This window comes from Paraburkholderia acidipaludis NBRC 101816, from assembly GCF_000684975.1.
Lineage (GTDB): Bacteria > Pseudomonadota > Gammaproteobacteria > Burkholderiales > Burkholderiaceae > Paraburkholderia > Paraburkholderia acidipaludis.
Map to the genome: position 1 here is coordinate 75,343 of NZ_BAXZ01000023.1, position 26,886 is coordinate 102,228.

A 26,886-nucleotide genomic window follows, 5' to 3' on the forward strand; every position below is an offset into this window, starting at 1 on the left:
GATTCCGACTTTTTCATGAACCCCTCCGCATTTGAATGGTCGAGCCGGCTCGGGCTCGACGCCAGCAACGGGGGGCTCTTCGTCTCGCGCGGCGAGGGCGTGCATCCCTCGCGTATCATCCCCTCGCACGAGCTGATTTACGTGAAGCACGGCACGCTGCAGCTGCATGAGCTGGGCGTGCCGTTCGAGGTGTCGGCCGGCGAAACGCTGCTGCTCTGGCCCGGCCGCCAGCATGGGGGCACGGCGCCGTTCGCCCCGGACCTGCAGTTCTATTGGGTGCATTTCACGACGACGGAGGCCGAGCGTCGTTTCCCCGCCGGCGCGCAACGCGAGCAGGGCGCGCTGCCGGAGCCCGTGCTGCGCGTGCCGCAGCACGCCCGGATCGAGCGGCCGGACCACCTCACGGGCTTGTTTCAGCGGCTGCTGAACGATCAGGAAATCTATGGCGTGCAGCCCTTTCCGGACGGGCTCACGATTCTTTTGATGCTGTGGGAAATTACGCGCTCTCACAACGCCAACGCCGGCGCGGGCGGGGCGCCGCAGCGTCTCGCGGCCAGTGCGGACCGTCTGATTCGCACGCACTTTCACGAAGCCATTAGCGCTTCATCGATCGCCGATCAACTGGGCTGCAATGCCGACTATCTGGGCCGGATCTTCAGGTCGGTCTACGGGAGAACCCTGACCGATGCGGTCCACGAACGGCGCATTCTCTACGCCGCCACCTTGCTCGCGGACGGGCACCTCACCATCGACCAGGTCGCGCGACAGTCGGGATTCGAAGACAGCGGCTATTTCCGGCGCATCTTCAAGCGCAGCAAGGGCATGACGCCGAATGCGTTCCGGCGTCTTCATCTGCGCTTGCATGTGAATACGGCGTGACGGCCGGCGCGCATTCGAAGGACATTGCCGGGTCCGGGGCGATCGGCTACGGTGTCCGACCCGCTCCGTACACCGCCGCGCTCGCCACCCGCAACGCCTGCGCCATCACCATCGCCGCCGGCGAAAGCAGGCGGTCGGCGCGCGTGATGAGCCCGAAGTCATCCATCTGGCAATCCATCGGCACCGGCAGCACCGCCACCATTCCATGCGCCTCGTAATAGCGCGCCACGTCCTCGGCCAGCACGGCAATCATGTCGCTCTGTTCCAGCACGCGCGTGATGAATAGCAGTGCAGAGGTTTCCACCACGTTGGAAGGCGGTGCGAGACTCGCGCGCTGGAACATCAGCTCGAAACGATGGCGCAGCACGCTGCCGGCCTGCGGCACGACCCAGGTATGGCTCTGCACGTCGGCAAGCGCCACGGGCGCGCCCGCAAGCATCGGATGCCCCGGCCGCACCACCGCGCACACCGGCTCGCCGGTCAGCGGCTCGTAGCGCAGCGCCAGCTTGTCGTGTTCGGCGGAGAGCCGGCCGAGCACCATGTCCAGCTTGTCTTGCGCGAGGTGTTCGAGCAGCACGTTGCTCGCGTCGATTGCCACGGTCACGCGCAGATTCGCATGCGTGCGCTTGACCGCCGCCACGGCGGCCGGCAGCACGCTCACGCCCGGCGACGTGATCGCGCCCACCGCCGCGTGTCCCAGCCGTCCGGCTTTCAAGGCGGCCAGTTCTTCCTGCGCCTGGTCGAGGCTGCCCAGCACGGCGCGCGCGTGACGGATCAGCGCGTCGCCGTACAGCGTGGGCCGCATGCCGCGCGGCATGCGCTCGAACAACAGCGCACCCAGCATTTCCTCCAGCTCGCGCAGCAGCTTCGAGGCGGCGGGCTGCGTCATGCTCAGCGCCGCCGCGGCGCGATGGATGTTGCCTTCCTCGGCGAGCGCGACGACAAGGAGCAGCTGTCGCGTCTTCAGGCGCGTGCGCACGTACCAGGGGCTAGTCTCAAGCATGATCTTAGGTGTTTATACCAATGTCGATATCGATATCGGAAGCGTCCGATTTTTCATTAGAAGGTTATCAGACTTGTGCTTAGACTAGGCCGAAATATTTGCCCCACACCCAAGAGACGATGTCGGCAACGAAACCCAAACTGCGGTCCCAAGAGTGGTTCGGCACCACGGACAAGAACGGCTTCATGTACCGAAGCTGGATGAAAAACCAGGGCATTCCCGATCACGAATTCGACGGCAGGCCGATTATCGGCATCTGCAACACCTGGTCGGAGCTCACGCCCTGCAACGCGCATTTCCGCAAGCTGGCCGAGCATGTGAAGCGTGGAGTGTCCGAGGCGGGCGGCTTCCCGGTCGAGTTCCCGGTGTTCTCGAACGGCGAGTCGAACCTGCGGCCCTCGGCGATGCTCACGCGCAATCTCGCCTCGATGGACGTCGAAGAGGCGATCCGCGGCAATCCGATCGACGCCGTCGTGCTGCTGGCCGGCTGCGACAAGACCACGCCGGCGCTGCTGATGGGCGCGGCGAGCTGCGACGTGCCGGCCATCGTCGTGAGCGGCGGGCCGATGCTCAACGGCAAGCTCGAAGGCAAGGACATCGGCTCGGGCACGGCGGTATGGCGCCTGCACGAGTCGCTCAAGGCGGGCGAGATCGATCTGCATCACTTTCTTTCCGCCGAGGCGGGGATGTCGCGCTCGGCGGGCACCTGCAACACGATGGGCACGGCCTCGACAATGGCGTGCATGGCCGAAGCGCTGGGCGTGACGCTGCCGCACAACGCGGCGATTCCTGCCGTGGATGCGCGCCGCTACGTGCTGGCGCATCTCTCGGGCATGCGCATCGTGGAGATGGCGCTGGAAGACCTGAGGCTCTCGAAGCTGCTCACGCGCGAGGCGTTTGAAAACGCGATCCGCGCGAACGCCGCGATCGGCGGCTCGACCAACGCCGTCATCCACCTGAAAGCGATTGCGGGCCGCATTGGCGTGCCGCTCGAGCTGGAAGACTGGATGCGCATTGGGCGCAACACCCCCACGATCGTCGACCTGCAGCCTTCGGGGCGCTTCCTGATGGAAGAGTTCTATTACGCAGGGGGCTTGCCCGCGGTGCTGCGACGGCTGGGCGAAGCGGGGCTGATTCCGCACCCGGACGCGCTCACGGCAAACGGCAAGTCGCTTTGGGACAACGTGCGCGCCGCGCCGAACTATAACGAAGAGGTGATCCGGCCGCTCGACAAGCCGCTGATCGAAGACGGCGGCATGTGCATCCTGCGCGGCAATCTCGCGCCGCGCGGCGCCGTGCTCAAGCCTTCGGCGGCGAGCCCCGAATTGCTCAAGCATCGCGGGCGCGCGGTCGTGTTCGAAAACTTCGACCACTACAAGGCGCTGATCGGCGACGAGTCGCTCGAGGTGGACAAGGACTCGATCCTCGTCATGAAGAACTGCGGGCCGCGCGGTTATCCGGGCATGGCCGAAGTGGGCAACATGGGCCTGCCGCCCAAGCTGCTGCGCCAGGGCGTGAAGGACATGGTGCGCATTTCGGACGCGCGCATGAGCGGCACGGCCTACGGCACGGTGGTGCTGCACGTCGCGCCCGAAGCGGCGGCGGGCGGCCCGCTGGCGGCGGTGCGCAACGGCGACTGGATCGAGCTCGACTGCGAGGCCGGCAAGCTGCATCTGGACATCAGCGACGAGGAGCTGGCGCGCCGCCTGAGCGACATCGATCCGGCGGCGGCGCCGGGCGTGGCGGAGCAGCTCGGCCGGGGCGGCTATGCGCGCCTCTATGTCGATCACGTGCTGCAGGCCGACGAAGGCTGCGACCTCGACTTCCTCGTGGGCCAGCGCGGCGCTGCCGTGCCGCGCCACTCGCATTGAGGACACCGATGGATTGCGCGCGCAGCGAACAGGAAAGGAAGGAGACACGCACATGAATGCGACGACGAACCCGCAGCCCCGCTACCAGGGCATCTTTCCGGTGGTGCCCACCACGTTCGCCGAGAACGGCGAGCTGGACCTCGAAAGCCAGAAGCGCGCGGTCGATTTCATGATCGACGCGGGCTCGGACGGCCTGTGCATACTCGCGAATTTTTCGGAGCAGTTCTCGCTGACCGACGACGAGCGCGACCTCATCACGCGCACCGTGCTCGAACACGTGGCGGGCCGCGTGCCGGTGATCGTGACCACCACGCATTACGGCTCGCGGGTCAGCGCGGCCCGCAGCCGGCGCGCGCAGGAGCTGGGCGCCTCGATGGTCATGCTGATGCCGCCGTACCACGGCGCGACGTTCCGCGTGCCCGAACCGGCCATCTACGAGTTCTACGCGCGCGTTTCCGACGCCATCGACATTCCGGTCATGATCCAGGACGCGCCCGCGGCCGGCACGGTGCTCTCCGCGCCGTTCCTCGCGCGCATGGCGAAGGAAATCGAGCACGTTGCGTACTTCAAGATCGAAACGCCGGGTGCGGCGAACAAGCTGCGCGAGCTGATCCGCCTGGGCGGCGACGCCGTGATCGGCCCGTGGGACGGCGAAGAGGCCATCACGCTGCTGGCGGACCTCAACGCGGGCGCCACCGGCTCGATGACGGGCGGCGGCTTTCCCGACGGCATTCGCCCGATCATCGTCGCGCATCGCGAAGGCCGCACCGACGAAGCGTTCGCGCTCTATCAGCGCTGGCTGCCGCTCATCAATCACGAAAACCGCCAGGCGGGCCTGCTTGCCGCCAAGGCGCTGATGAAGGAAGGCGGCGTGATCGCCTGCGAGACGCCGCGCCATCCGCTGCCGCCGATGCACCCCGAAACGCGCGCGGAGCTGATCGCCATCGCCCGGCGCCTCGATCCGCTCGTGCTGCGCTGGGCGGGGCGTTGAGGCCCGGGGCAACCTTGTCATGAATTCGCATCCCTTGATACGCAAGCGGAGAACGCCATGAGCTCACCCTTTACGCTGGCCGTGGTCGGCGTCGGCAAGATCGCACGTGACCAGCATCTGCCCGCCATCGCGGCGAATCCCGGCTTTGCGCTCGTTGCCTGCGCGAGCCGTCACGCCGAAGTGGACGGCGTGCGCAACTACACCGATATCGGCGGGCTGCTCGCCGCCGAATCCGATCTCGTGGCCGTCTCGCTCTGCGCGCCGCCGCAGGTGCGCTACGAGCAGGCGCGCGCCGCGCTCTTGGCCGGCAAGCACGTGATGCTCGAAAAACCGCCGGGCGCGAGCGTGAGCGAAGTGGAGGCGCTGCGCGCGCTCGCCCGCGCCCACGGTCGCACGCTCTTCGCGACCTGGCATTCGCGCCATGCGAGCGCGGTCGAGCCCGCGCGCGCGTGGCTCGCCGACCGCACGATCCGCTCGGTGCACGTGCGCTGGAAGGAAGATGTGCGCCGCTGGCACCCGGGTCAGGCATGGATCTGGGAACCGGGCGGCCTCGGCGTGTTCGATCCGGGCATCAACGCGCTTTCCATCATCACGCGCATGCTGCCGCGCGACCTGCTGCTGCGCGCCGCCACGCTGCACGTGCCCTCCGATTGCGCGACCCCCATTGCCGCGGAACTCGATTGCCTCGACACCGACGGCGTGCCCGTGCGCGCCGAGTTCGACTGGCGCCACGGCCCTGTCGAGCAATGGGAGATCGACGTGGAGACCACGGACGGGCTCCTCGCGATCAGCGAGGGCGGCAAGCGCATGACGATCGCGGGCGAGGCCGTCGCGCTTCCTCCCGAACGCGAATACCCGGCGCTCTACGAGCGCTTCCACTGGCTGATCGCGCACGGCGCCGAGGACGTGGACGTGCGCCCGCTGCAGCTCGTCGCCGACGCGTTCCTGCTCGGCCGCCAGGTCGAGGTCGAAGCGTTCGGCCATTGATTGCCCAGACGGCCGCGCACAGCCCTGCACAACCCACGTAACCGCGCAGTACCACAACCGCAAAACCAGAGGAGACACAGCATGACCAGCAAGATCCGCCGGCTGACCCTTCGCGCCGTTCTCGCCGCGATGTGCATTGCACCGCTCGGCATGAACGTCGCGGCCCACGCCGACGCCCCCGTCAAGATCGGCTTCCTCGTGAAGATGCCGGAACAGGCATGGTTCATCAACGAGCAGAAGGCCGCCACGGCGCTCGGCCAGAAAGAGGGCTTCTCGGTGGTGAACATCGGCACGCCGGACGGCGAAAAAGTGCTGGCCGCGATCGACAATCTCGGCGCGCAAGGCGCGCAGGGCTTCGTGATCTGCGCGCCCGACGTGCGTCTCGGACCGGCGATCCAGGCTCGCGCCAAGCGCTACAACATGAAGTTCGTGACGGTGGACGACCAGCTCGTCGACTCGTCGGGCAAGCCGCTCGCGGGCGTGCCGCACCTCGGCATGTCGGCGTTCAAGATCGGTAACCAGGTGGGCCAGGCGATCAGCGACGAAATGAAGAAGCGCGGCTGGAAGCCCGAGGAAGTGGGCGCGCTGCGCATTACCGACTATGAGCTGCCCACGGCGAAACTGCGCACCGACGGCGCAACGCAGACGCTGCTCGCCAACGGCTTCAAGAAGGACAACATCTTCGACGCGCCGCAAAAGACCACCGACGACGAAGGCGGCTTCAACGCGGCCTCGCCGGTGCTCGCGCAGCATCCGAACATCAAGAAATGGGTGGTCTTCGCGCTCAACGAAGAGACCGTGCTGGGCGCCGTGCGCGCGACCGAGCAGCTGCATATTCCGTCTGCCGACGTGATCGGCGTGGGCATCAACGGCGCGGGCGAAGCGTTCGCCGAGTTCCAGAAGAAGGAACCGACGGGCTTCTACGGCACGATTGCCGTGAGCTCGACGAACCACGGCAAGGACAGCACGCAGAACCTCGTGGACTGGATCAAGACCGGCAAGGAGCCGCCGGCCGACACGCAGACCACCGGCAAGCTGATGACGCGCGAGAACTGGCAGGCCGTGCGCGCGGAACTGGGTATCTGAGCGCCGCCGGACGTTTCGCGAAAGGGATGCAATGACTGAAGCCATGGTAGAAACGCCGGCCGCCGGGCCGGCGCGGGCGGCGCCGCGCGCGTATCTGGAACTCGACGGCATTACGGTGAGCTTTCCGGGCGTGCGCGCGCTGGACCGCGTTTCGCTCGAGGTGCGAGCGGGCGAGGTGCACGGCCTGATGGGCGAGAACGGCGCGGGCAAATCCACGCTGCTCAAGGTGCTCTCGGGCGTGAACCAGCCGCAGGAAGGCACGCTGAAACTGAACGGCGTGGAGCAGCGCTTCACGACCACGCGTGCCGCGCTCGACGCGGGCATCGCCATCATCTATCAGGAACTGCATCTCGTGCCCGAGCTGACGGTGGCGGAAAACCTGATGCTCGGGCAGTTGCCCAACCGTTTAGGGGTGCTCGACGAAAAAGCGCTGGTCGAGCGCGCGATGAACGAACTCCAGCGGCTTGGCGAGCGCATCGACCCGCGCACGCCGGTGAAGGCGCTCTCGATCGGGCAGCGCCAGATGATCGAGATCGGCAAGGCGCTCATGCGCGACGCGCGCGTGATCGCCTTCGACGAGCCCACGAGTTCGCTTTCGGCGCGCGAGACGGAGAACCTCTTTCGCATCATCAACGCATTGCGCGCCGACGGTCGCGCGATCGTCTACGTCACGCACCGCATGGACGAAGTCGATACGCTCTGCGACCGCGTGACGGTGTTCCGCGACGGCCGCCGCATCGAAACCTTCGAGTCGGTGGCCGACCTCGACCGCAACCGCCTGATCGCCGCGATGGTCGGCCGCTCGATCAGCGACGTATATGGCTATCGTTCGCGCGAGGCGGGCGAGGTGCTGATCGAGGCGAAGGGGCTGCTCGGGCCGGGACTGGCCGAGCCCATTTCGTTCAGCGCGCGGCGCGGCGAGATCGTGGGCTTCTTCGGTCTCGTGGGTGCGGGGCGCTCCGAGTTGATGAAACTGCTGTACGGCGCGACGCGCGCCACGGCGGGCCACGTCGAGCTGAACGGCAAGCGCGTGAATTTCGCCAGCCCGCGCGACGCCGTGTGCGCCGGCCTCGCGCTGTGCCCCGAAGACCGCAAGCAGGAAGGCATCGTGGCGATCGCCTCCGTGGCCGACAACCTCAACATCAGCGCGCGCCGCCATTTCAGCCCCGCGCGCTTCCTGCTGGATGCGCGCCGCGAACGCGAGCTCACCGACGACTACATCGCGAAGCTGGCAATCAAGACGCGCAACGGCGACACGCCCATCGGCACGCTCTCGGGCGGCAACCAGCAGAAGGTGATTCTTTCGCGCTGGCTGGCCGAGCGCATCGAGGTGTTCCTGATGGACGAGCCCACGCGCGGCATCGACGTGGGCGCGCGCGCCGAGATCTACAACCTGCTCTACGAGCTGGCCGAAGCGGGGCGCACGGTCATCATGGTGTCGAGCGATCTGGCCGAAGTGATCGGCGTATCCGATCGCATCGTGGTGATGCGCGAAGGGCGCATCGCAGGGTGCGTTCAAAAGGCCGATGCGCGCCCCGACGAACTGATCAAGCTGGCGCTGCCGCATTAGCGCGCCCGTGCCAGCGCGGCCCGCAACTGAAGCGGGCCGCTGAACCGAAACGTAGCTGAACCGTAGAACCTCAGATGAGTCAAGCCATGCAACCTCCGGGCACCTCCTCCGTTACCGAAGCCGCCGCGCCGGCGGCCGCCCAGCGCGTGCGCGCGTGGGACATGATCAACAAGTCGGGCATCGTCGTGGTGTTCGTCGTGCTCTTCGCGGTGCTTTCCGCGACCGTGCCCGACTTCCTCACCACGCGCAACATTCAGGGCCTGCTGCTCTCGGTCACGCTGATCGGCTCCATTGCGGTCACGATGATGTTCGTGCTCGCGCTGGGCGAGGTGGACCTCTCCGTGGCGTCCATCGTGGCGTTTTCGGGGGTCGTCGCCTCGACAGTGATCACGCAGTCGCACAGCGTCATGCTCGGCATCGCGGCCGGCATCCTGGCCGGCGGCGCCGTGGGCCTCGTGAACGGTGTGCTGATCGCGCGCTTCAAGATCAATTCGCTGATCGCGACGCTCGCCATGATGGAAGCGGTGCGCGGCCTCGCGTTCCTCACCTCGAACGGCGACGCCGTGATGATTTCCGAGGAGCGCTTCTTCGACCTGGGCGGCGGCTCGTTCCTCGGTATTTCGTACCCCATATGGAGCAACATCGTCGGCTTCGTCGTGTTCGGCTTTCTGCTGAAGAAGACGGTGTTCGGCAAGAACGTGCTGGCCGTGGGCGGCAACAGCGAGGCCGCGCGGCTCGCGGGCCTGCCCGTCACGCGCATCAAGATCACCGTGTTCGTGCTGCAGGGGCTCATTACCGGCTTCGCGGGCGTGATGCTCGCCTCGCGCATGAGCCTCGGCGACCCGAAGACCTCGGTGGGGCTGGAGCTGGGCGTGATCTCCGCGTGCGTGCTGGGCGGCGTGTCGCTCACGGGCGGCGTGGCGACCATCTCCGGCGTGCTGGTGGGCGTGCTCATCATGGGCGCCGTGCAGGACGCCATGAGTCTCATGAACGTGCCGACGTTCTACCAGTACCTGATTCGCGGCGGCATTCTGCTGCTGGCCGTGCTGTTCGACCAGTTCCGCCGCAGCCGTCGCGCGGTTTGAGCATGAGCGTGAGCGTGGGTGTCGGCGGCGCGGAGGACGGCTTGCGGCAGGAGCGCGGGTGCTGTTCAGGTGCCGCGCGGCTGCGCATGATCGAGCGCCGCGCCGCCGAGGATCGAGTTGGCGTCGGCGCGCGCGTTGTCGAGCTGCACGACGCTCGCCTGGCGCGCGGAAAGCGCGTCGCGGTTCTCGATGGCCGTGAGGATGGCCTTGTGGCGCGGCAGCGAGAGCGCGTGCGTGTTCGGATGGCGGCTCGTGAGCTTGATCGACTCCGTGAGCGCGAGCGTGAGCATGTTGCCGATATACGCGAGCATGTCGTTGTGGGTGGCGGCCATGATCGCGCGGTGGAACTCCAGGTCGGGCTCGAGCAGTTCGGAGGCCGTCTGCGCCGCTTCCATGCGCGTGTAGGCCACGCTGATGCGCTCGACGTCCGTATCGCTCGCGGAGATCGCGGCGAGCGCCGCGGCGGCGGGCTCGATGATCTGGCGCACCGTCATGAGCGCCTGGAAGAACTCGCCTTCGGGAATGCTGTTGACGGTCCAGAACAGCACGTCGGGGTCGAGCATGTGCCAGTCTTCGCGCGGCCGCACCACGCTGCCCACGCGCGGCTTCGAAATGACGAGGCCCTTCGCGACCAGCACGCGCGTGGCCTCGCGCAGCACGGGACGGCTCACGCCGTAGGTTTCGCATAGCATGGGCTCGGGCGGCAGCCGCTGGCCGGGCGCGAAGCGTCCGCCGACGATTTGCATGCCCAGCTCCTGCACGATGCGGCCGTGCATGCTCTTGCGATTCTGCAGGTTGCGGTAATCCATGATTCCCCGGCTGGCTGGCGGACCCTGGCGGGCCCGCCCTCGCTTGTACTCAATGCGCGGTCGTGGCGCGCATCGCGCGGTATTCCCGCCGCACGATGTCCATCAGCTCCGGTACCGAGGTTTGCGCACTGTGCTGTTCGAACGTCACGCGGCCACGTTGCATCAACATGATGCGATCGGCGATGTCGAGCGTCTGCGCATAGTTGTGCATGATCATGATAATCGATAGCCCGCCTTTTTCCTTCAGGCGCAGCACGAGGTCGATGATCAGCCCGGCTTCGCGCGCGCCCATGGCCGCAAGCGGTTCGTCCAGCAGCAGGATCTTCGCGTTCGAATTCACGGCGCGCGCCACGGCAATCGCCTGGCGCTGGCCGCCGGAAAGCCGCTCCACCGGCAGATCCACCGAAGGCACGTGCACGCCGATATCGTCGAGACACTGCGCGGCGCGCTCGCGCATCTGGCCGTGATCGAGCAGCCGGAACGGGCCGCGCCGCACGATCTCGCGATTCAGGAACATGTTGTGGTAGATGCTGAGCGAGTTCGCCAGCGCGAGATCCTGATAAACGCATTCGATGCCGAGCGAGCGCGCGTGGTCGACGGACCGCAGCAGCGTTTCCTGGCCGCTCACGTGGAGCGTGCCTTCGGTCTGCTGATGAAAGCCCGTGAGAATCTTGACGAGGGTGGACTTGCCCGCGCCGTTGTCGCCGAGAATGCCGAGGATCTCGCCCTCGCCGAGCGTGAACGAAACGCCGTCGAGCGCCGTCACAGCGCCGAAGCGCTTGACGATCTTCTCGCCGCGCATGGCAAGCGGCCCGGCGGCGGCGGTGGAGACTGTGGACGCGGCTTCGGCGGACGAGGCCCCTGCGGGCGGTTGCGGCTCGCTCATCGGCGTCCCCCTTTGCGCCGGATACGACCGACGTGGATATTGAAGACCATCGCGGCGAGAATCGCGGCGCCGAGGATGATGTTGAACGTGAAGGCGTTGATGCCGATAAGCGTGAAGCCGTCGTTGAGAATGCCGAGCACGGCCGCGCCGATCAGGCCGCCCACGATCGTGCCCGAGCCGCCCGTGAGAGGCGTGCCGCCGATCACGGCCGCGGCGACGGCGAGGAACATGATCTGGTTGCCGCCCGCCTGCGGGTCGATCGAGGTGATGCGAAAGCCTTCGAGTATGCCCGTGAGGCCCGCGAGCACGGCCGCGAGGATGAAGTTGCCCAGCCGCAGCCGGTTCACCTGGATGCCGGCCTCGCTCGCGCCGAGCGGATTCGCGCCGGCCGCCTGCGTATGCAGCCCCCAGCGCGTGTGCCGCAGGAGAATGTGCATGACGAAGGCCAGCACGACGGTCCAGAGGATTTCGCTGTAGCCCCAGGCGCCCATGAAGTTCGCGAAAGCGGGCGAGCCGGGCGTCTCGACGGGCGTGCCGCGCGAGACGGTGAGCGTGATGCCGTTGATCAGAAAGAGCGTGCCGAGCGTCGTCACGAACGAGGGCAGCCGCAGCCATACCGTGATCGCGCCGTTCACGAAGCCGATCACTCCGGCTGCGACAAGCCCCACGAGCACGGCGAGCCACATGGGCGCGCCCGCCTCGTTGGCGAACACCATCATGAACGGCGCGAACGCGAACACCATGCCTGCCGAAAGATCGATGTCGCCGCCGATCATCAGCATGATTTCGCCGAACGCGATGATCGCAACCGGCGCGATGAACTGCGAGAGGTTGACGAGACTCGCATTCGTCAGCAGAAAATCGTGGTTGGCGAACTCGAACCAGGCGGCGAGCAGCGCCGCCACGAGCAGGATGCGCAGTTCCGCCGACCACGCCGAAACAAGCGTCCCGGGCGACCGCGGGGGCCGCGCCGGGACATCCGCCTTGCGGGATTCGTCTACCGTACCCATCATGACTTGATCGCGCCGCTCATCGGGACGATTTGCGGCTTGGTGCTCTTGCCCTCATAGCGCGTCGACGTGTTGAGGTACGGCTCGACCGTGCCCTTCGTGACGAACTTGAGGCCGCTGTTGATGTTCGCCGGCCCGACGAGTCCGCCGGAAGCGAGGAACACGAACGCCTCCATCACAGTATAGAAGCCCTGAACATAAGGCTGCTGGTCGATCGTGAAGTCGAGGAAGCCTTCGTGAATCAGCTGGACCGTCGTGGGCAGCAGGTCGAAGCCGCCGCCGTGCACGCCCTTCGCCGGCAGATTCGACTCCTTCATCACCTGCGCGACGCCCTGGGTGCTGCCGGCGTCGACGGCGAACATGCCCTTCAGGTCCTGGTGTCCCAGATAGAAGGATTTGATCTTCGAAAGCTCTTCGTTGACCGTCGCGCCCGTTGCCACGCTCTGGACCTCGATGTTCTTGCCCGACTTCTTGATCGCGTCGCTCGCGCCGTCCAGCCGCGGCTGGATGTTGAGCTGGCCCGGCGTGGCGATGAAGAGCGCCACGAGCCCGCTGTCGATCAGCGAGGCAATGCGCTCGCCCATCTGGTAGCCGGAGAGATAGAGGTCCTGACCGATGTACGCGAGGCGCGGGCTGGTTTTCCCGCGCGGCGCGTCCGCGTTGTAGGCGAACACCGGAATGCCCGCGTCGAGCGCGGCCTGGATCGGCTTGTCGAAGGCGGTGGGGTCGACGATCGGCACGGCGATCGCGTCGGCCTTGGCGGCGATCGCCGCGTTCACGGCGCGCACCATCTCGCCGGCGTCCGAGGTGGCCGAGCCGGTCCACTGGTAGTCCATGCCGAACATCGAGCAGGCGTCCTGAATGCCGTACTGCGTGGGCACGAAGAACGGATTCGTCGTGACGTGGTTGACGAACACGATCTTCCACTTCTTGTGCCCGGGGAACGCCATTTCGGCCGCCTGCGCGGTCGAAATCAGGCCGCCCGCGCCGGCGCCCAGCGTTCCCAGCAGCGAGAGCGCCGCGCCGAGTCCCGCGCCCTGCAGCAGGCCGCGCCGTCCTGCATGAACCACGCCCTGCGTCTGGTCTTGCATCTGGTCTTGCGCATCATCCCGTTCTTGCGACATCTTTTCCTCCGGTTGTTTTCGTGGGTCCGGGGCCTGTCGAAAAACTGCCGAAAAGCAGGTCCTGGCGCGTGCACATTCACGATGGCACCGGGCGGCGCGGCGGCGTTCCTGCGAACGCGGCGAATGAAAACAGTGAGACCGTGCCGGACGGTACGACGAAGATGGTAGTGCAGTGCTTTGTTGGGGCCTAATCCACGTATACCCGTAATAAGTCGGACTATTGTCAGGTTGCGCGCGGGTTCCCCGTCCCCTCCGTGCCCGCACGCGCCGTCCATCGCCTCACGGGATGCCGGCACACTTCGAGCAAATCTGTTTTGCGGCTATCGGTTCCGGTTCAGACGCGCGGCGGCGCCGAGGCGAGCTGGGCTTCGTCGAGCGACGTGCTGCTTTGCGGGCGCGCCGCTTTCACCGTGGGCGCGCCCATGCCGGTGCTGCCCGACTTGCGCCGCGCCGCGTGGTGTTCGGTGGCGCGCTGCATCAGACAGAACGCGCACAGCAGCGCGCCGATCACGATGCGCGTCCACCACGAGCTGAGCGTGCCGTCGAAGGTGATGAGCGTCTGGATCGTGCCGAGTATGCCTACGCCGAACACCGAACCGATCACATAACCCACGCCGCCCGTGAGCAGCGTGCCGCCGATCACGGTGGCGGCGATGGCGTCGAGCTCCATGCCTTGCGCCTGCAGCCCGTAGCCCGAGAGCACATAGAGCGTGAACACCACGCCGCCTAGCGCGGAGCAGAAGCCGGAAAGCGCATAGACGCCGATCTTCGTGCGCGCGACGGGCAGGCCCATCAGCAGTGCAGAACGTTCGTTGCCGCCGATCGCGTAGACGTTGCGGCCGAAGCGCGTGAAGTGCGCGACCACGATGGCGGCCGCGAGCATGGCGAGCGCGATGAGCGAGCCCGTGGTGAGCGAGCCGGTGCCCACAGGAATGCTGAAGCCGGCGAGCGCGTGGAAGCTCGGGTCGTTGATCGGGATGGACTGGGTGGTGATGAGAAAGCAGGTGCCGCGCGCGAGGAACATGCCCGCGAGCGTGACGATGAAGGGCTGCAGGCGGAAGTAGTGGATCAGCGCGCCCATGGCCGCGCCGTAGAGCGTGCCGCACGCCAGCACGGCCAGCACGATGAGGGCCACGGGCCAGTGCCAGCGCTCGGCCATCACGGCGCAGAGTATCGTGGCGAGCGCGACCACGGCGCCCACCGAAAGATCGATGCCGCCCGAGATGATCACGAACGTCATGCCGATCGCGACGATCAGCAGGAAGGCGTTATCCACGAGCAGTCCGAACAATACCTGCAGCGAGAAAAAACCGGTGTACATCACGGAACCGAAGCCGAACAGGACGATGAACAACAGCACGGTGACGGCAATGGGCAGCACGCGCGGATCGACGAAGCGTGCGGCGCTGCGCCGGCACGCGGCGAGCATTGCGAGGGGCAGGGGGGAGCGGGTCATGCGCACGATTTTCTCGCGGTGTCCTAATAGTTGGGAGCCTGGGGCCGGCGGGCCCCGGCGAGGCGCAGCAGTTGCCGGGCGGCGAGCGCGCGCGCCGTGGGCGACTGGACCACGCTCACGACCGTCACGACCACGGCCTTGACGACGAGCGTGGCCTCGGGCGGCACGCCGATCGAATAGGTCGTGTAGGTGAGCGTCTGGATGATGAGCGCGCCGAGCACCGTGCCCGCGAGGCTGAAGCGCCCGCCGGCGAGCGACGTGCCGCCCAGCGTCACGGCGAGGATCGCGTCGAGCTCCAGCAGCAGGCCCGCATTGTTGCCGTCGGCGCTGCGCACGTTCGAGCTGATGAGGATGCCTGCCACGGCGGCCATCACGCCGCAGAACGCATAGGTGCCGAACACCACGAGCTGGGACGAGAGGCCGGCGAGGCGCGCGGCCACCGGATTCACGCCGATCGAGCGCACGAAGAGCCCGAGCGCCGTCTTGTTGACGATGAGCACCGTGACGAGCGTGACGGCGAGGGCGATCCAGACGTCGCACGGCACGAGCGCGAAGTAGCCGTCGCCCGCGAACAGATAGCCGGGCGCGCCGATGGGGATGATCTGGCCGCCGGTGAGCAGCTGGGCGACGCCGCGCCCGGCCACCATCAGGATCAGCGTGGCGATGATGGGCTGCATGCCGATGAAGGCGACGAGCAGCCCGTTCCACATGCCGGCCAGCAGGCCGACCACGAGCGCCGCGCCGAAGGCGGTGGCCACGCGCGAGGGGTCGGCTTCGAGCACGATCGCGGCGGCGGCCCCGGCGATAGCCACCACGGCGCCCACCGAAATGTCGATGCCGCGCGTGGCGATCACGAGCGTCATGCCGAGCGACACGACCACGAGCGGCGCGGCGTTCATGAGGATGTCGATGGGCGCGCCGAACAGATGCCCGGACAGCAGCGTGATCGAGAGGAAATTCGAGCGGTGCGCGACATCGACTGCGAACAGACACACGAGCGTGGCCGCGGGCCAGATGAGCGGATGTCTGAGCAGCGTGGAAAGGCGGATCATCGGCGACCTCCCGCGATCAGATCGTAGACTTCGTCTTCGGAACGGCCGTGGCCTTCGAGCTCGGCCACCTTGCGGCGGTCGCGCAGCACGGCGATGCGGTCGCTCACGCGCACCACCTCGCTGATCTCCGACGAAATGAAGAGTATTCCTAATCCCTTGGCGCACAGCGCGCGCACGCGGTCCATGATCTCGAACTTGGCCGCCACGTCAATGCCGCGCGTGGGCTCGTCGAGGATCAGCAGCTTCGGCTCCGTGGCGAGCCAGCGCGCGAGCAGCACCTTCTGCTGGTTGCCGCCCGAAAGGAGGCCAATGGGCTGCTCGGCGTCGCGAGCCTTGATGCCGAGTTGTGCGATGTATTGGTTCGCGAGCTCGCGCTGGCGCGCGCGCGAAATCGTGCGCCACCAGCCGCGCCGCGCCTGCAGCGCGAGAATGATGTTCTCGCGGATCGAGAGGTCCGCCACGATGCCTTCCTTCTTGCGGTCCTCGGGGCAATAGGCCATGCCGTGGCGCACCGCGTCGCGCGGCGTCGCGAGCTTCACGGTCTTGCCGCGTATCGACACGGCCCCCTGGTCCGCCCGGTCGACGCCGAACAAGAGGCGCGCCGTTTCGGTGCGCCCGGAGCCGAGCAGCCCCGCAAGGCCGAGTATCTGGCCCGGCTGCACGTCGAGGTCGAGCGGATTGAGCACGCCGCGCCGCGCCACGCCCTGTGCGCTGAGATACGGTTCGGCTGCGCGCGCCTGCGGGGCGGCGGGCGGCGCTTCCGCCTCGCCTTGCAGCTGCTCGCGCGCGATCTGCTGGCCGACCATCTTCGCCACCAGCGTCTGCACGGGCAGTTCCGCGGCGAGGTATTCGCCCTCGCGTTCGCCGTTGCGCATCACGGTGATGCGGTCTGAAATCGCGTAGGTCTGCTCAAGAAAATGCGTCACGAAAAGAATGGCGATGCCCGAGGCCTTGAGCTTGCGCAGCACGTCGAAAAGCCGCGAGACTTCGCTGTCGTCGAGGCTGGAAGTGGGCTCGTCGAGGATCAGGATGCGCGCGTCCACCGAAACGGCCCGCGCGATCGCCACCATCTGCTGGATCGCGATGGGGTAGGTGTCGAGCGACTGCGTGACGTCCAGCGCGAGGTTCAGATCCGCGAGCACCTCGGCCGCGCGGCGGTGGATCGTTTTCCAGTCGATCAGGCCGCGCCGCCGCGGCTGGCGGCCCGCGAAGATGTTCTCCGCAACCGAGAGATTCGGGCAGAGATTGACCTCCTGGTAAAGCGTCTGGATGCCCGCGGCTTCCGCCTCCAGCGGCGTGGCGAAGCGCACGGGCGCGCCCGCCAGCAGGATCTCGCCGGCTTCGGGCTGATGCACGCCCGTGAGGACGTTGATGAGCGTCGATTTGCCTGCGCCGTTCTGGCCCATCAAGGTATGGACCTCGCCGGGGTAGAGGCGGAAATCGACGTTGGCGAGCGCGCGCACACCGGGGAAGGTGCGCGAGAGGCCATGCGTTTCGAGTAGGGGCGTCGTGCTCATGAAGGCGGATGCGCGTGCGGCCCGGCATGCGCCGGGCCGCTTTCTCGCGTGAGGGTTAGTACTTGCGCGACGGCAGGATCTGCGCCGCGACGTTTTCCGGGAACACGGTCTCGTTCGTGACGATGCGCTTGGGCAACTGCTTGCCCGCCACGACGTCCTTCACGGCCTGCATGAGCTGCGGCCCGAGCAGCGGGCTGCATTCGACGTCCACGTTCATCTTGCCCGCGATCATCGCTTCAAAGCCGCCCTTGGTCGCGTCGAACGACACCACGCTGACGTCCTTGCCGGGCTTCATGCCGGCTTCTTCCATCGCCTGGATCGCGCCGAGCGCCATGTCGTCGTTATGCGCATAAACGACGTTGATCTTGTTTCCATACGTCTTGGCGAATGCCTCCATCACCTGCTTGCCGCCCGCGAGCGTGAAGTCGCCGCTCTGCGAAGCGATGATCTTGAACTTCGGATCGTTCTTGATGATTTCCATCAGGCCGGCGTGGCGGTCGTTCGCGGGCGCAGAGCCCACCGTGCCCTGCAGTTCCACGATATTGATGGGGCCGGGATTGTCCTTGTAGTGCTCTTCGAGCCAGCGGCCGGCGCGCCGCCCTTCTTCCATGAAGTCGGAGCCGATCATCGTGACGTAGAGCGACGTATCCTTCACGTCGATGTTGCGGTCGGTCAGGATCACGGGAATCTTCGCGCGCTTCGCTTCCTCGAGCACCGGCTCCCAGCCCGATTCCACCACGGGCGAGAACGCGATCACGTCCACGTGCTGCGCGATGTACGAGCGGATCGCCTTGATCTGGTTTTCCTGCTTCTGCTGCGCATCCGAGAACTTCAGGTTGATGCCGGCGTCCTTCGCGGCCTCCTTGACGGATACGGTATTCGCGGTACGCCATGCGCTCTCGGCGCCCACCTGGGCGAAACCCAGGGTGATCTGTTTGTCCTGGGCGTAGCCAGGGCCCGCCGCGAGTGCGAAAGCGGTGGCCATGAGAGCGCCCGCAATCATGCGCGTTGCCAGTTTCATACATGTCTCCTGATGTAGCTTGCGTTATTTTTTCTCAAAGGGCGCTACACCCATCGTGCACCACAGCCGGACTACGTCACGAGGATTTCGCGCCATCCCAAACCTCCCGAGGAATCGGGAGATTGTTCCTTGCCGACTTCAATAGCCAAACTATATGCAGGAGATCTCACGGTTTTTATTAGCGTTTTCCCGATGATACAGGTCTATATAGTCATGCTATTTATAGTTCATTGTTACCAGATCACCAGAAAGGCACTGTCATGAGCACTCGCCCGAGGAAGCTCCGCTCGGCCGCCTGGTTCGGCGCCGCCGACAAGAACGGCTTCATGTACCGAAGCTGGATGAAGAACCAGGGCATTCCCGACCACGAATTCGACGGCAGGCCGATCATCGGCATCTGCAACACGTGGTCGGAACTCACGCCCTGCAATGCGCACTTCCGCAAGCTGGCCGAGCATGTGAAGCGCGGCGTGTCCGAGGCGGGCGGCTTTCCGGTCGAGTTCCCGGTGTTCTCGAACGGCGAGTCGAACCTGCGGCCCACCGCGATGTTCACGCGCAATCTTGCTTCGATGGATGTCGAGGAAGCCATACGCGGCAATCCTGTCGATGCCGTCGTGCTGCTCGTGGGCTGCGACAAGACCACGCCGGCGCTGCTGATGGGGGCGGCAAGCTGCGACGTGCCGGCCATCGTCGTGAGCGGCGGGCCGATGCTCAACGGCAAGCACGAAGGGCGCGATATTGGTTCGGGCACCGTAGTATGGCAACTGAGCGAGCAGGTGAAGGCGGGGCGCATCTCGATCCACGAGTTCATGTCGGCGGAAGCCGGCATGTCGCGTTCGGCGGGCACCTGCAACACCATGGGCACGGCCTCGACGATGGCGTGCATGGCCGAGGCGCTGGGCGTGACGCTGCCGCACAATGCGGCGATTCCGGCCGTGGATGCGCGCCGCTACGTGCTGGCGCATCTTTCGGGCATGCGCATCGTGGAGATGGCGCTGGAAGACCTGAGGCTCTCGAAGCTGCTCACGCGCGAGGCCTTCGAAAACGCGATCCGCGCGAATGCCGCGATCGGCGGCTCGACGAATGCCGCGATTCACCTGAAGGCGATTGCGGGGCGCATAGGCGTGCCGCTCGAACTCGACGACTGGACGCGCCTGGGACGCGGCACGCCGACGCTGGTCGATCTGCAGCCTTCGGGGCGCTTCCTGATGGAGGAGTTCTATTACGCGGGGGGCTTGCCCGCGGTGCTGCGACGGCTGGGCGAGGCGGGGCTGATTCCGCACCCGGATGCGCTTACCGCGAACGGCAAGTCGCTCTGGGACAACGTGCGCGAAGCGCCCATACACAACCCCGAAGTGATTCGCCCGCTCGACACGCCGCTCGTGCGCGACGGCGGGCTATGTATTCTGCGCGGCAATCTCGCGCCGCGCGGCGCGGTGCTCAAGCCTTCGGCCGCCACGCCCGCGCTGCTCAAGCATCGCGGACGCGCCGTGGTGTTCGAGAATATCGACGACTACAAGCAGCGCATTGCCGATCCCGATCTCGACGTCACGGCGGACTCGGTGCTCGTGATGAAGAATTGCGGGCCGAAGGGGTATCCGGGCATGGCCGAGGTGGGCAACATGGGCCTGCCGCCCAAGCTGCTCGCGCAGGGCGTGACCGACATGGTGCGCATTTCGGACGCGCGCATGAGCGGCACGGCTTATGGCACGGTGGTGCTGCATGTCGCGCCCGAGGCGCGCGCGGGCGGCCCGCTTGCGATCGTGCGCGATGGCGACTGGATCGCGCTCGATTGCGAGGCCGGGACGCTGAACGTCGAGATCGGCGAAGCGGAATTGCGCGCGCGTCTGGACGCGTGGGCGAAGACGCTGGAGACGCTGCCCGAGGACCGCAGCGGCTATCGCAAGCTGTATGTCGAACACGTGCTGCAGGCCGACGAGGGGTGCGATTTCGATTTCCTCGTGGGCTGCCGCGGCGCCGAGGTGCCGCGGCATTCGCATTGAGCGGCAGAGCGGGCGAGGTCCCGGGCGGCTTCACAGTGGGGCTTCGCTTCAGATCCGCCTCAGTTCGGCGCGATGGCGGAAGGATGCTGCGCGAGCGGCGTGACTTCGATCTTCATATATAGGAAGAGCGGCAGCGAGCTGAGGATCGTATGCAGTTCGTCGTTCGTTTCGACGTCGAACACGCTGTAGTTCGCGTACTCGCCCACCACGCGCCACAAGTGCCGCCATTTGCCTTCGTGCTGCAGCTTCTGCGAGTACGCTTTCTCCTGGGCCACGATGGCGGCGATGTGGGCCTTGTCGGCATCGGGCGGAATCTGCACCTGCATATGGACCAGAAATAGCATGGGATGGGCTCCTCGGTTACGTCGTAGTCTTTACCGTGTTGCGCGTAAGGCAGCTTCAGTTTCTTCGCAGTCCTCTTTTCATACTCCGGCCACGCCGACCGTCATGCCGCCGCGCACGCGGCGCCAATGCCGGCGGCGGCGCCGATGATCGAGACTCGTTCTTGTGTCATTTTCGGAGGTGCGGGGGTAACGGGTGAGTGCGGCCAGGCACGTTCAGACCGTGGCGATGGGCGTGACGGGCGAGCCCATCGCGCCGGGCAGATGCAGCGGCGGGGCGGTCAGCAGGAAGCGCGAGCGGCCGTGCGCGCGCAGCCATTCGGCCAGTTCGCGCAGATACCACAGCTCGCCGAGCGGCAGACCGAGCTTGAAGAGGCAGTGATGATGCAGCGGCAGCAGCGGATGCTCGCCGGGCGTGGCGGGCGGCCGGGCCGGGTAGCGTTCGACGGCGTAGTTGTCGGCGGCGAGCGCGGCGATGCCCGAATCGGTGATCCATTGCAGCAGGCGCTCGTCGCGTCCGTCGAGCGCGCTGCAATGGCTCGCGAGCACCGCTTCGTCGGGCTGGCGGTTCATCTCGAGGATCAGCTCCGAGAAGCCGGTGCGCAGCAGGAGCATGTCGCCGCGTTCGACAATGACCTTGTCCTGCTCCATCACGCTCATCAGATCGTCGTAGCCGACGGTGCGGAATTCGCGCCCGTAGTGGGCGGCCAGGTCGATCAGCACGCCGCGGCCCTGCATGCCCTTCACGGCGAGATTCTCGATGCCGAGCGCGTCCGCATGGCTATGCTCGCCGCCGCAGGCATACGGCGCGTAGCCGTCTTCGGCGCGGTACGCCATCGGGCCGACAATGTCGTGGTTCGCGCGGTAGCCGTTGTAGTAGACGCTTTCGGCCACGCCGTCGCCGTTCGCGTCGAAACGCGCGCCCACGTGCGCGAGCGAGTCCCATTGCGTCGAATACTGCAGCGAGAGCAGCACCTGGTCGTCGCTCACGACGTCGGTGGCGAGCGCCTCGTTGCGCGCGAACGGGAAGTTCACGTAGGGCAGGCCGTCACGAAAGGTCGGGCGCAGCACGGGCGGGTGGCGGCGCACGTTGAGCTTGTTTTCGCCGGGGAAATCGAGCGGCAGCGAGAGCGTGAAGCTCAGGCCCGCGCGTATCTCCTGCGCGCCCTTGAGCACCTGCTCCGTGCCGATGAGGTTCGGGCGGCCAAGCTGGTCGTCGGGGCCGAAGTCGCCCCAGTTGGACCCTTCGGGCCGGTTCTGCCAACGCATCTCACTGTCTCCTGCAAGAGGGGAATCTGCGCGGCCGCCCGGCTCGGGATCCCGGTTCGACGCGCGCCGCGGCTTTTGCGTTCATGAACGCATTGTCGATATTTCGATAATTTTCTGGCAATGGGTTGGCGGGTAAACACCAGGCGGCGTGCGCCGGGAGCGCTACGTCGCTACGTTCCGGCTGTTGAGTTGGCAAGCACCCACGCGGAGATGGCGTTGACGACGTCGCTCTCTATGCCGTTGAAACCATGATGGCCGAACGCTTCGCAAGGGTCGCCCCGTGCCGCGCCGCCCGAAACGATCATCAGGTTCGCCCTGGACGATTGCGTGAGCTTGCGCATGAGCGCATCGGTATCGGACACCGGGCAAAGCCGGCAAGCGTCGTCGGCGTGATGCACGACCAGCACGGGTATCTTGAGGGCGGAGAGATCCATGCCCGTGACCGGTTCGCCGCCGCGGTCGTCGCGAAGGATGGTCGACGTCAATACGATGCCGTCGGGGCCGCCGCCGTCGGCCAGCGCGATGGCGATCGCCGCGACGGACTGGGTGCCGCGGCTGGTGCCCACGAGCCACACCGGCACGTGCAGTTGCCCTCTCAGCCAGGCGATCACGGCGCGGGCGTCTTCGGCATGTTCGCGCGTGAGGCGGAAGCCGTTGAGGTAGGGAGGGGATTGGCGGTCGCTCGGCGCGTCGATGACGGCGACGGCAATGCCGTTGTTGACGAACAGCTGTCTTGTGCGCACGAGGAAGTTGTTTTTTCCCCAGCCGAACGCGCCGTCCTGGTCGAGCTGAAGGCCGCCGTGGCCGCCAGCGTAGAGTATGGCCACGGCCTTCGGCGCTTCGGGTGCGATGAAGAGAAAGCGCTGGGTGACCCCGGAGCGCGTTGGGATGTCGATGACTTTGGGCGGGTTTTGCGCGCGCGCCGGACAGCATGACAGGGCCATCGCGATCGCGAGGCACCACGCACCCATCCGGCGCCCCAGCGCCGCCGCGAAGCCGAAACCTGGGGAGGGCGTTCTGGGGTTCACGGCGTGTACCTCCGATCAAGGGGACAGGGAGTGCGCTTCGACGAACCGAATGATCTCACCCTTCTTCAACGCTGCGTTCGGACGAGCTCGGGCCGTGAGCCCGCCGGCGCTACGACAAGCCGGTTGCCGCCCAGCGACTTCGCCTGGTACAGCGCCGCGTCCGCGGCGGCCAGCAGGTCGGCGAGCGCGGGCGTTTCGGTTCCCGACCGGGCAAGCCCGATGCTGACCGTGGCCCGTATCACGCTGCCGTCCGCCCCGCGATGGATCGTGTCGGCAAAATCCTGCGCGATGGTCTTGCCTAGTTCGCTCGCGCGCGCGGCGTCATGGCCGGAGAGCAGGGCGGCAAATTCCTCGCCGCCAATGCGCGCGAGAATCGCGTCGGGCCCGAGCGTGCTGCGGGCAATGTCGCCAAACGCCTTCAGCACTTCGTCGCCCGCTTTGTGGCCGTATCGATCGTTGATCGACTTGAAACGATCGAGGTCGAACGCAAAGAGCGAGACCTGCCGGCGCGGTCCCGCCTCGCGTATCGCGCGCGCCCCTTCTTCGAAGAACCAGCGGCGATTGCCAAGACGGGTCAGGTAATCGGTCTGGGCGTGACGCAGCAGCTCGCCGTGAGTTTCCTCGCGGATCAAACGCAACAGCGTCATCGGCAACACGACCGAATACAGGACTCCTTCGTATATCGTGATGTTGCTGGCTGCCAGCACGACCTCCTGGCCGTAGCGTGCCGCGAGCCAGGGCAGGATGCCGGCTCGCGCGGCATAGAGGAGCGCATGAATGCCTGTCACGAGCACGGCGATCTGCCGCGACTGCATTGCTTTCATGCCCTCGGTTCTTAGCAGCACGAACGACGTGGCGCCGCTTGCCAGCGCGATGGGAATCGCGCTGGCGTAGTACCACACCGCATCTTCCCAGCGCGGGCCGAACACCGCCCACGTGAGCGCCAGCAGGACGAGCATGGCGATCGAGCCCGTGAGATACCGCCGTCCGCTCAAGGCCGCGACGCCGTGCAGAATCAGCAGATAGCCGGCGACGATGACGAGGTTGCCAAGCGCCGAACCCGTCGCGCCAGGCAGTGCGTGACGGACGGTGATCGCCACGCATCCGATGGCCAGCGTGGCGTATCCCGCCGCCAGAATCTTCAGTTCCCGGCTGCGTCGCAGATGCGTTCGACGTTCCCATAGCGTCATCGCGGAACTGGCGAGTAACGTCCCGATCGCGAGGAAATAAAGAGTGAGAAGATCGACGTGCATCGTTGACGAGGTCATTCCGCGGCGCGACAGCCCGCGGAACCGGAGCAAGACTTATGCCGCTTCGCTGCTGCCGCGCACGACGGCCGCGGACTGAAGCAGCGCGAGATGGCGCAGCAGTTTGTTCACCATCCCGACGACCGTGAACGCGAGAATCACGAAGAACGCCGCGAGCGGCGCCAGGATCTGGATCGACACGAAGCCGGCGAGCGCCATCATCGCGGAAGAAACGAGCAGCAGCGCACAGCCGAGGATCGCGCTCGTCAGACCCGCGATGTGCGGGAACAGCGAATTGCCTTTGGCCATGAAGGTGGGATACATGGCGCCGGCGCAGAATCCCATCACCACGACGGGCGCCGCGAGCGTCCAGACGCGCAGGCCGATCGTCAGCGCCAGCACGAGCATGACGATCGACGCGGCCGCCATGATGCGTGCGCCGATGCGCAGCCGCGCCTCGGCGCCTGGCAGACGCGGACCATGTACGCGGTTCGAGAGGCCGCCCAGAAAGTACGCCATGCCGACCCCGAGGGCGAGGTAGCCGAAAAAGGTGGGCGGCTCGTGCAGCGTGCTCTGCACCATGAACGGCCCGACGATGTTGAACACGAGCAGGATGCTGTAGCAGAGGCCCTGCGCGAGAAAACAGCTTTGAAACACGGGGCTCGACAGCACCTTGCGCGCATTCGCGAGGAGCGTGCGCGGCTCGAGCCGCACCGGCCGCGGCAAGCTCTCGCGATAGCGCCACAGCGCGGCCCACATCACCAGCGAGTAGACGAGCAGAAACACGAGGCTGGCCTGCCAGCCGAACCACGTCTGCAGGTGGGCGCCGATCACCGGCGCGACGATAGGCGCGAGCCCCCAGGCAATCGACATGTAGGTGAACATGTGCATGAGCGCCTGCCCGGAGAACGAGTCGGTGATGATCGCCTTCGCGAGCAGATTGGTCGTGGCGATGCCGAAGCCCTGCAGGCAGCGGGCCAGGACGAAGGTTTCCAGATTCGGGGCGCAGAGCGACAGCACGCAGCCGATCGTGAAGATGATGAGCCCGAATGCCAGGACGCGTTTGCGCCCGTAGGCGTCGGCCACCGGCCCGAAGAGGAGCTGGCCGAACGCGTAGGCCGCCATGTAGCTGGAGACGCTCGACTGGATGGCCTGCGGCGAGATCCCGAAGAAATGCGCCATCGCGGGGAGCGAGGGCACGTAGATGTCGATGGCCAGTTGTCCGGCGGACGCGTATAGGCAGATCAGGATCAGCAGGAAGCGAGGCGAATTCGGCGTGCGCGAGGCTGTCGCGGCGCTCTCGGAGGTCGGGTGGTTCATGGATGCGTCGAAAAAACGGTGTCGCGACGCCAACCCAATCTGTTCGAATATCGAACATGAAACCCGTGCGGCGCCAGAGCCGCATATTGTGCCTGTTGCCGGCCGGATCCGCTCGATGCGGACCCGGCCAGGCGCGGGCCGGCTGCGTAATTTGACGCCCAGCCCCCGGCTCCCTGGCTCCCCGGCTTTCTCAGCCGGCTACGTCCTCCGTCTGCCGCACGCTGCCGGCCGCAGGCGCATCGCTTTCGACCTCGACAGGCACGCGCCGCGCCAGCGCGCACATGAGCTCATAGCCGATCGTGCCGGAAGCCTCGGCCACCTCGTCCACCTTGACCTGCTCGCCCCACAGTTCGACCGGCGAGCCGATGGCGGCCGCCGGGCAGGGCGTGAGATCGACCGTGAGCATGTCCATCGAAACGCGCCCGACGGTGCGCGTGCGCACGCCGTCGACGGCAATGGGGGTGCCGGTGGGCGCATGGCGCGGATAGCCGTCGGCATAGCCGCAGGCCACCACGCCGATGCGCAGCGGTTGATCGGCCTGAAACGTGCGGCCGTAGCCGATGGTTTCCTGTGGCGCGATGGTCTGAATGCCGATGATGCGGCTCGACAGCGTCATCGCGGCGCGCAGCCCGAAGCCCGCGACGTGCCGCGCGACGCCCGTGGGCGAAGCGCCGTAGAGGATCGTGCCGGGGCGCACCCAGTCGCGGTGCGCGCGCGGATGCCAGAGCACGCCGGCCGAATTCGAAAGCGAGTGCTCGCCTGGCATGTCCTGGGTGACGGCGTCGAACTGGTCGAGCTGCCAGTCGATGGCGCCGTCGTCGGCGTTGGCGAAGTGGCTCATGAGGCCCGTCGAGCGGACCGCGGGCAGCGCCCGCGCGCGCTCCCACGCCTTGCGGTAGGCGTGCGGACGGAAGCCCAGGCGGTTCATGCCCGAATTCATCTTGAGCAGGATGTCGATGGGCTGGCGCAGCTTCGCGGCGGCGAGCAGGTCGAGTTGCTCGTCGCAGTGCACCGCGACGGTGAGGCGATGGCTGTCCGCGAGTTCGAGATCGGCGGGCTCGAAGATGCCTTCGAGCAGCAGAATGGGCTGGGTCCAGCCGAGCGCCCGGATGCGCACGGCCTCGTCGAGGTCGAGCAGGGCGATGCCGTCGCTTTGCGCGAGCGCCGGGTAGATGCGCTCGATGCCGTGCCCGTAAGCGTTGGCCTTGACGACGGCCCAGACGCGCGAGTCGGGCGCCATCTGCTTGACGAGCCCGAGGTTGTGGCGGACGGCTTCGGGATGAATGCGGGCGATGATGGGACGCGGCATGGCGGTTCCTGATCCGGGTTGT

Annotated in this window: 23 protein-coding genes; 8 read left to right on the plus strand and 15 right to left on the minus strand. The window is 66.6% G+C overall.

The window, feature by feature from the left end; genetic code table 11:
- Positions 1-15: 15 nt before the first annotated feature.
- Positions 16-879 carry an AraC family transcriptional regulator gene (locus BAC01S_RS23475; RefSeq protein ID WP_027796955.1) on the plus strand — a complete coding sequence of 288 codons (864 nt, stop codon included), beginning with the start codon at positions 16-18 and terminating at the stop codon, positions 877-879.
- Between the two features lie 46 nt (positions 880-925).
- On the opposite strand, the gene BAC01S_RS23480 is transcribed toward BAC01S_RS23475, so the two are convergent.
- The gene (locus BAC01S_RS23480) at positions 926-1,882 is read right to left on the minus strand and encodes a LysR substrate-binding domain-containing protein (RefSeq protein WP_027796956.1); all 957 of its coding nucleotides are present in this window, start codon (positions 1,880-1,882) and stop codon (positions 926-928) included.
- A gap of 119 nt (positions 1,883-2,001) precedes the next feature.
- On the opposite strand from BAC01S_RS23480, the gene BAC01S_RS23485 reads away from it, so the two are divergent.
- The 6 genes from BAC01S_RS23485 to araH all read left to right on the plus strand — a co-directional run bounded on the left by BAC01S_RS23485 (position 2,002) and on the right by araH (position 9,472).
- Complete coding sequence (locus BAC01S_RS23485; RefSeq protein WP_027796957.1) at positions 2,002-3,753, plus strand: IlvD/Edd family dehydratase; 1,752 nt, start codon at positions 2,002-2,004, stop codon at positions 3,751-3,753.
- 52 nt (positions 3,754-3,805) lie between these two features.
- Positions 3,806-4,744, plus strand: coding sequence for a dihydrodipicolinate synthase family protein (locus BAC01S_RS23490; RefSeq protein ID WP_027796958.1), 939 nt, complete (start codon positions 3,806-3,808; stop codon positions 4,742-4,744).
- A 57-nt stretch (positions 4,745-4,801) separates the two neighbouring features.
- Positions 4,802-5,731 (plus strand): Gfo/Idh/MocA family protein, encoded by a 930-nt coding sequence (locus tag BAC01S_RS23495; RefSeq protein WP_027796959.1) that lies wholly within the window; start codon positions 4,802-4,804, stop codon positions 5,729-5,731.
- 81 nt (positions 5,732-5,812) lie between these two features.
- Entirely contained in the window at positions 5,813-6,817 is a 1,005-nt protein-coding gene (locus BAC01S_RS23500) for an arabinose ABC transporter substrate-binding protein (RefSeq protein WP_027796960.1), read from the plus strand.
- A gap of 31 nt (positions 6,818-6,848) precedes the next feature.
- Positions 6,849-8,387, plus strand: coding sequence for an L-arabinose ABC transporter ATP-binding protein AraG (araG, locus tag BAC01S_RS23505; protein WP_027796961.1), 1,539 nt, complete (start codon positions 6,849-6,851; stop codon positions 8,385-8,387).
- 74 nt (positions 8,388-8,461) lie between these two features.
- On the plus strand, positions 8,462-9,472 hold the full coding sequence (gene araH, locus BAC01S_RS23510; protein WP_027796962.1) for an L-arabinose ABC transporter permease AraH: 1,011 nt from the start codon (positions 8,462-8,464) through the stop codon (positions 9,470-9,472).
- 65 nt (positions 9,473-9,537) lie between these two features.
- On the opposite strand, the gene BAC01S_RS23515 is transcribed toward araH, so the two are convergent.
- The 8 genes from BAC01S_RS23515 to BAC01S_RS23550 form a co-directional block, all read right to left on the minus strand.
- The gene (locus BAC01S_RS23515; RefSeq protein WP_027796963.1) at positions 9,538-10,281 is read right to left on the minus strand and encodes a FadR/GntR family transcriptional regulator; all 744 of its coding nucleotides are present in this window, start codon (positions 10,279-10,281) and stop codon (positions 9,538-9,540) included.
- A 49-nt stretch (positions 10,282-10,330) separates the two neighbouring features.
- Positions 10,331-11,083, minus strand: a complete 753-nt coding sequence (locus tag BAC01S_RS23520; RefSeq protein WP_043203456.1) for an ATP-binding cassette domain-containing protein — start codon at positions 11,081-11,083, stop codon at positions 10,331-10,333.
- 80 nt (positions 11,084-11,163) lie between these two features.
- Positions 11,164-12,177, minus strand: coding sequence for an ABC transporter permease (locus BAC01S_RS23525; RefSeq protein WP_027796965.1), 1,014 nt, complete (start codon positions 12,175-12,177; stop codon positions 11,164-11,166).
- Positions 12,177-13,301, minus strand: a complete 1,125-nt coding sequence (locus tag BAC01S_RS23530) for a sugar ABC transporter substrate-binding protein (RefSeq protein ID WP_027796966.1) — start codon at positions 13,299-13,301, stop codon at positions 12,177-12,179. The genes BAC01S_RS23525 and BAC01S_RS23530 overlap by 1 nt, the downstream gene beginning before the upstream one ends.
- Before the next feature lie 334 nt (positions 13,302-13,635).
- The gene (gene yjfF, locus BAC01S_RS23535; protein ID WP_407667950.1) at positions 13,636-14,757 is read right to left on the minus strand and encodes a galactofuranose ABC transporter, permease protein YjfF; all 1,122 of its coding nucleotides are present in this window, start codon (positions 14,755-14,757) and stop codon (positions 13,636-13,638) included.
- 23 nt (positions 14,758-14,780) lie between these two features.
- Positions 14,781-15,809 (minus strand): ABC transporter permease, encoded by a 1,029-nt coding sequence (locus tag BAC01S_RS23540; protein ID WP_027796968.1) that lies wholly within the window; start codon positions 15,807-15,809, stop codon positions 14,781-14,783.
- Complete coding sequence (locus BAC01S_RS23545) at positions 15,806-17,326, minus strand: sugar ABC transporter ATP-binding protein (protein WP_027796969.1); 1,521 nt, start codon at positions 17,324-17,326, stop codon at positions 15,806-15,808. Before BAC01S_RS23545 ends, BAC01S_RS23540 begins: the two co-directional genes overlap by 4 nt.
- 55 nt (positions 17,327-17,381) lie before the next feature.
- Positions 17,382-18,329 carry an ABC transporter substrate-binding protein gene (locus BAC01S_RS23550; RefSeq protein WP_407667951.1) on the minus strand — a complete coding sequence of 316 codons (948 nt, stop codon included), beginning with the start codon at positions 18,327-18,329 and terminating at the stop codon, positions 17,382-17,384.
- Between the two features lie 278 nt (positions 18,330-18,607).
- Between BAC01S_RS23550 and BAC01S_RS23555 the strand changes: the two genes are divergently transcribed.
- Positions 18,608-20,350, plus strand: a complete 1,743-nt coding sequence (locus tag BAC01S_RS23555; protein ID WP_027796971.1) for an IlvD/Edd family dehydratase — start codon at positions 18,608-18,610, stop codon at positions 20,348-20,350.
- Between the two features lie 59 nt (positions 20,351-20,409).
- On the opposite strand, the gene catC is transcribed toward BAC01S_RS23555, so the two are convergent.
- The 6 genes from catC to alr all read right to left on the minus strand — a co-directional run bounded on the left by catC (position 20,410) and on the right by alr (position 26,864).
- Positions 20,410-20,694 carry a muconolactone Delta-isomerase gene (catC, locus tag BAC01S_RS23560; RefSeq protein ID WP_027796972.1) on the minus strand — a complete coding sequence of 95 codons (285 nt, stop codon included), beginning with the start codon at positions 20,692-20,694 and terminating at the stop codon, positions 20,410-20,412.
- Between the two features lie 213 nt (positions 20,695-20,907).
- Positions 20,908-21,960, minus strand: a complete 1,053-nt coding sequence (locus BAC01S_RS23565; protein WP_027796973.1) for a cyclase family protein — start codon at positions 21,958-21,960, stop codon at positions 20,908-20,910.
- Between the two features lie 170 nt (positions 21,961-22,130).
- A complete protein-coding gene (locus tag BAC01S_RS23570; RefSeq protein WP_245616661.1) occupies positions 22,131-22,988 on the minus strand; it encodes an alpha/beta hydrolase in 858 nt (285 codons plus the stop codon).
- A gap of 65 nt (positions 22,989-23,053) precedes the next feature.
- Positions 23,054-24,241 carry a GGDEF domain-containing protein gene (locus tag BAC01S_RS23575; RefSeq protein ID WP_043203425.1) on the minus strand — a complete coding sequence of 396 codons (1,188 nt, stop codon included), beginning with the start codon at positions 24,239-24,241 and terminating at the stop codon, positions 23,054-23,056.
- 51 nt (positions 24,242-24,292) lie between these two features.
- A complete protein-coding gene (locus BAC01S_RS23580) occupies positions 24,293-25,555 on the minus strand; it encodes a multidrug effflux MFS transporter (protein ID WP_027796976.1) in 1,263 nt (420 codons plus the stop codon).
- Between the two features lie 190 nt (positions 25,556-25,745).
- Positions 25,746-26,864 (minus strand): alanine racemase, encoded by a 1,119-nt coding sequence (alr, locus tag BAC01S_RS23585; protein ID WP_027796977.1) that lies wholly within the window; start codon positions 26,862-26,864, stop codon positions 25,746-25,748.
- Between the last annotated feature and the right edge of the window lie 22 nt (positions 26,865-26,886).

Coding starts and splice junctions, on each gene's coding strand:
- araH (WP_027796962.1), top strand. CDS start 8,462: ATGAGTCAAGCCATGCAACCTCCGGGCACCTCCTCCGTTACCGAAGCC.
- BAC01S_RS23525 (WP_027796965.1), bottom strand. CDS start 12,177: ATGGGTACGGTAGACGAATCCCGCAAGGCGGATGTCCCGGCGCGGCCC.
- BAC01S_RS23520 (WP_043203456.1), bottom strand. CDS start 11,083: ATGCGCGGCGAGAAGATCGTCAAGCGCTTCGGCGCTGTGACGGCGCTC.
- BAC01S_RS23550 (WP_407667951.1), bottom strand. CDS start 18,329: ATGATTGCGGGCGCTCTCATGGCCACCGCTTTCGCACTCGCGGCGGGC.
- BAC01S_RS23540 (WP_027796968.1), bottom strand. CDS start 15,809: ATGATCCGCCTTTCCACGCTGCTCAGACATCCGCTCATCTGGCCCGCG.
- BAC01S_RS23555 (WP_027796971.1), top strand. CDS start 18,608: ATGAGCACTCGCCCGAGGAAGCTCCGCTCGGCCGCCTGGTTCGGCGCC.
- BAC01S_RS23515 (WP_027796963.1), bottom strand. CDS start 10,281: ATGGATTACCGCAACCTGCAGAATCGCAAGAGCATGCACGGCCGCATC.
- BAC01S_RS23490 (WP_027796958.1), top strand. CDS start 3,806: ATGAATGCGACGACGAACCCGCAGCCCCGCTACCAGGGCATCTTTCCG.
- BAC01S_RS23580 (WP_027796976.1), bottom strand. CDS start 25,555: ATGAACCACCCGACCTCCGAGAGCGCCGCGACAGCCTCGCGCACGCCG.
- yjfF (WP_407667950.1), bottom strand. CDS start 14,757: ATGACCCGCTCCCCCCTGCCCCTCGCAATGCTCGCCGCGTGCCGGCGC.
- BAC01S_RS23485 (WP_027796957.1), top strand. CDS start 2,002: ATGTCGGCAACGAAACCCAAACTGCGGTCCCAAGAGTGGTTCGGCACC.
- BAC01S_RS23565 (WP_027796973.1), bottom strand. CDS start 21,960: ATGCGTTGGCAGAACCGGCCCGAAGGGTCCAACTGGGGCGACTTCGGC.
- BAC01S_RS23575 (WP_043203425.1), bottom strand. CDS start 24,241: ATGCACGTCGATCTTCTCACTCTTTATTTCCTCGCGATCGGGACGTTA.
- araG (WP_027796961.1), top strand. CDS start 6,849: ATGACTGAAGCCATGGTAGAAACGCCGGCCGCCGGGCCGGCGCGGGCG.
- BAC01S_RS23475 (WP_027796955.1), top strand. CDS start 16: ATGAACCCCTCCGCATTTGAATGGTCGAGCCGGCTCGGGCTCGACGCC.
- catC (WP_027796972.1), bottom strand. CDS start 20,694: ATGCTATTTCTGGTCCATATGCAGGTGCAGATTCCGCCCGATGCCGAC.
- BAC01S_RS23545 (WP_027796969.1), bottom strand. CDS start 17,326: ATGAGCACGACGCCCCTACTCGAAACGCATGGCCTCTCGCGCACCTTC.
- alr (WP_027796977.1), bottom strand. CDS start 26,864: ATGCCGCGTCCCATCATCGCCCGCATTCATCCCGAAGCCGTCCGCCAC.
- BAC01S_RS23480 (WP_027796956.1), bottom strand. CDS start 1,882: ATGCTTGAGACTAGCCCCTGGTACGTGCGCACGCGCCTGAAGACGCGA.
- BAC01S_RS23495 (WP_027796959.1), top strand. CDS start 4,802: ATGAGCTCACCCTTTACGCTGGCCGTGGTCGGCGTCGGCAAGATCGCA.
- BAC01S_RS23500 (WP_027796960.1), top strand. CDS start 5,813: ATGACCAGCAAGATCCGCCGGCTGACCCTTCGCGCCGTTCTCGCCGCG.
- BAC01S_RS23530 (WP_027796966.1), bottom strand. CDS start 13,301: ATGTCGCAAGAACGGGATGATGCGCAAGACCAGATGCAAGACCAGACG.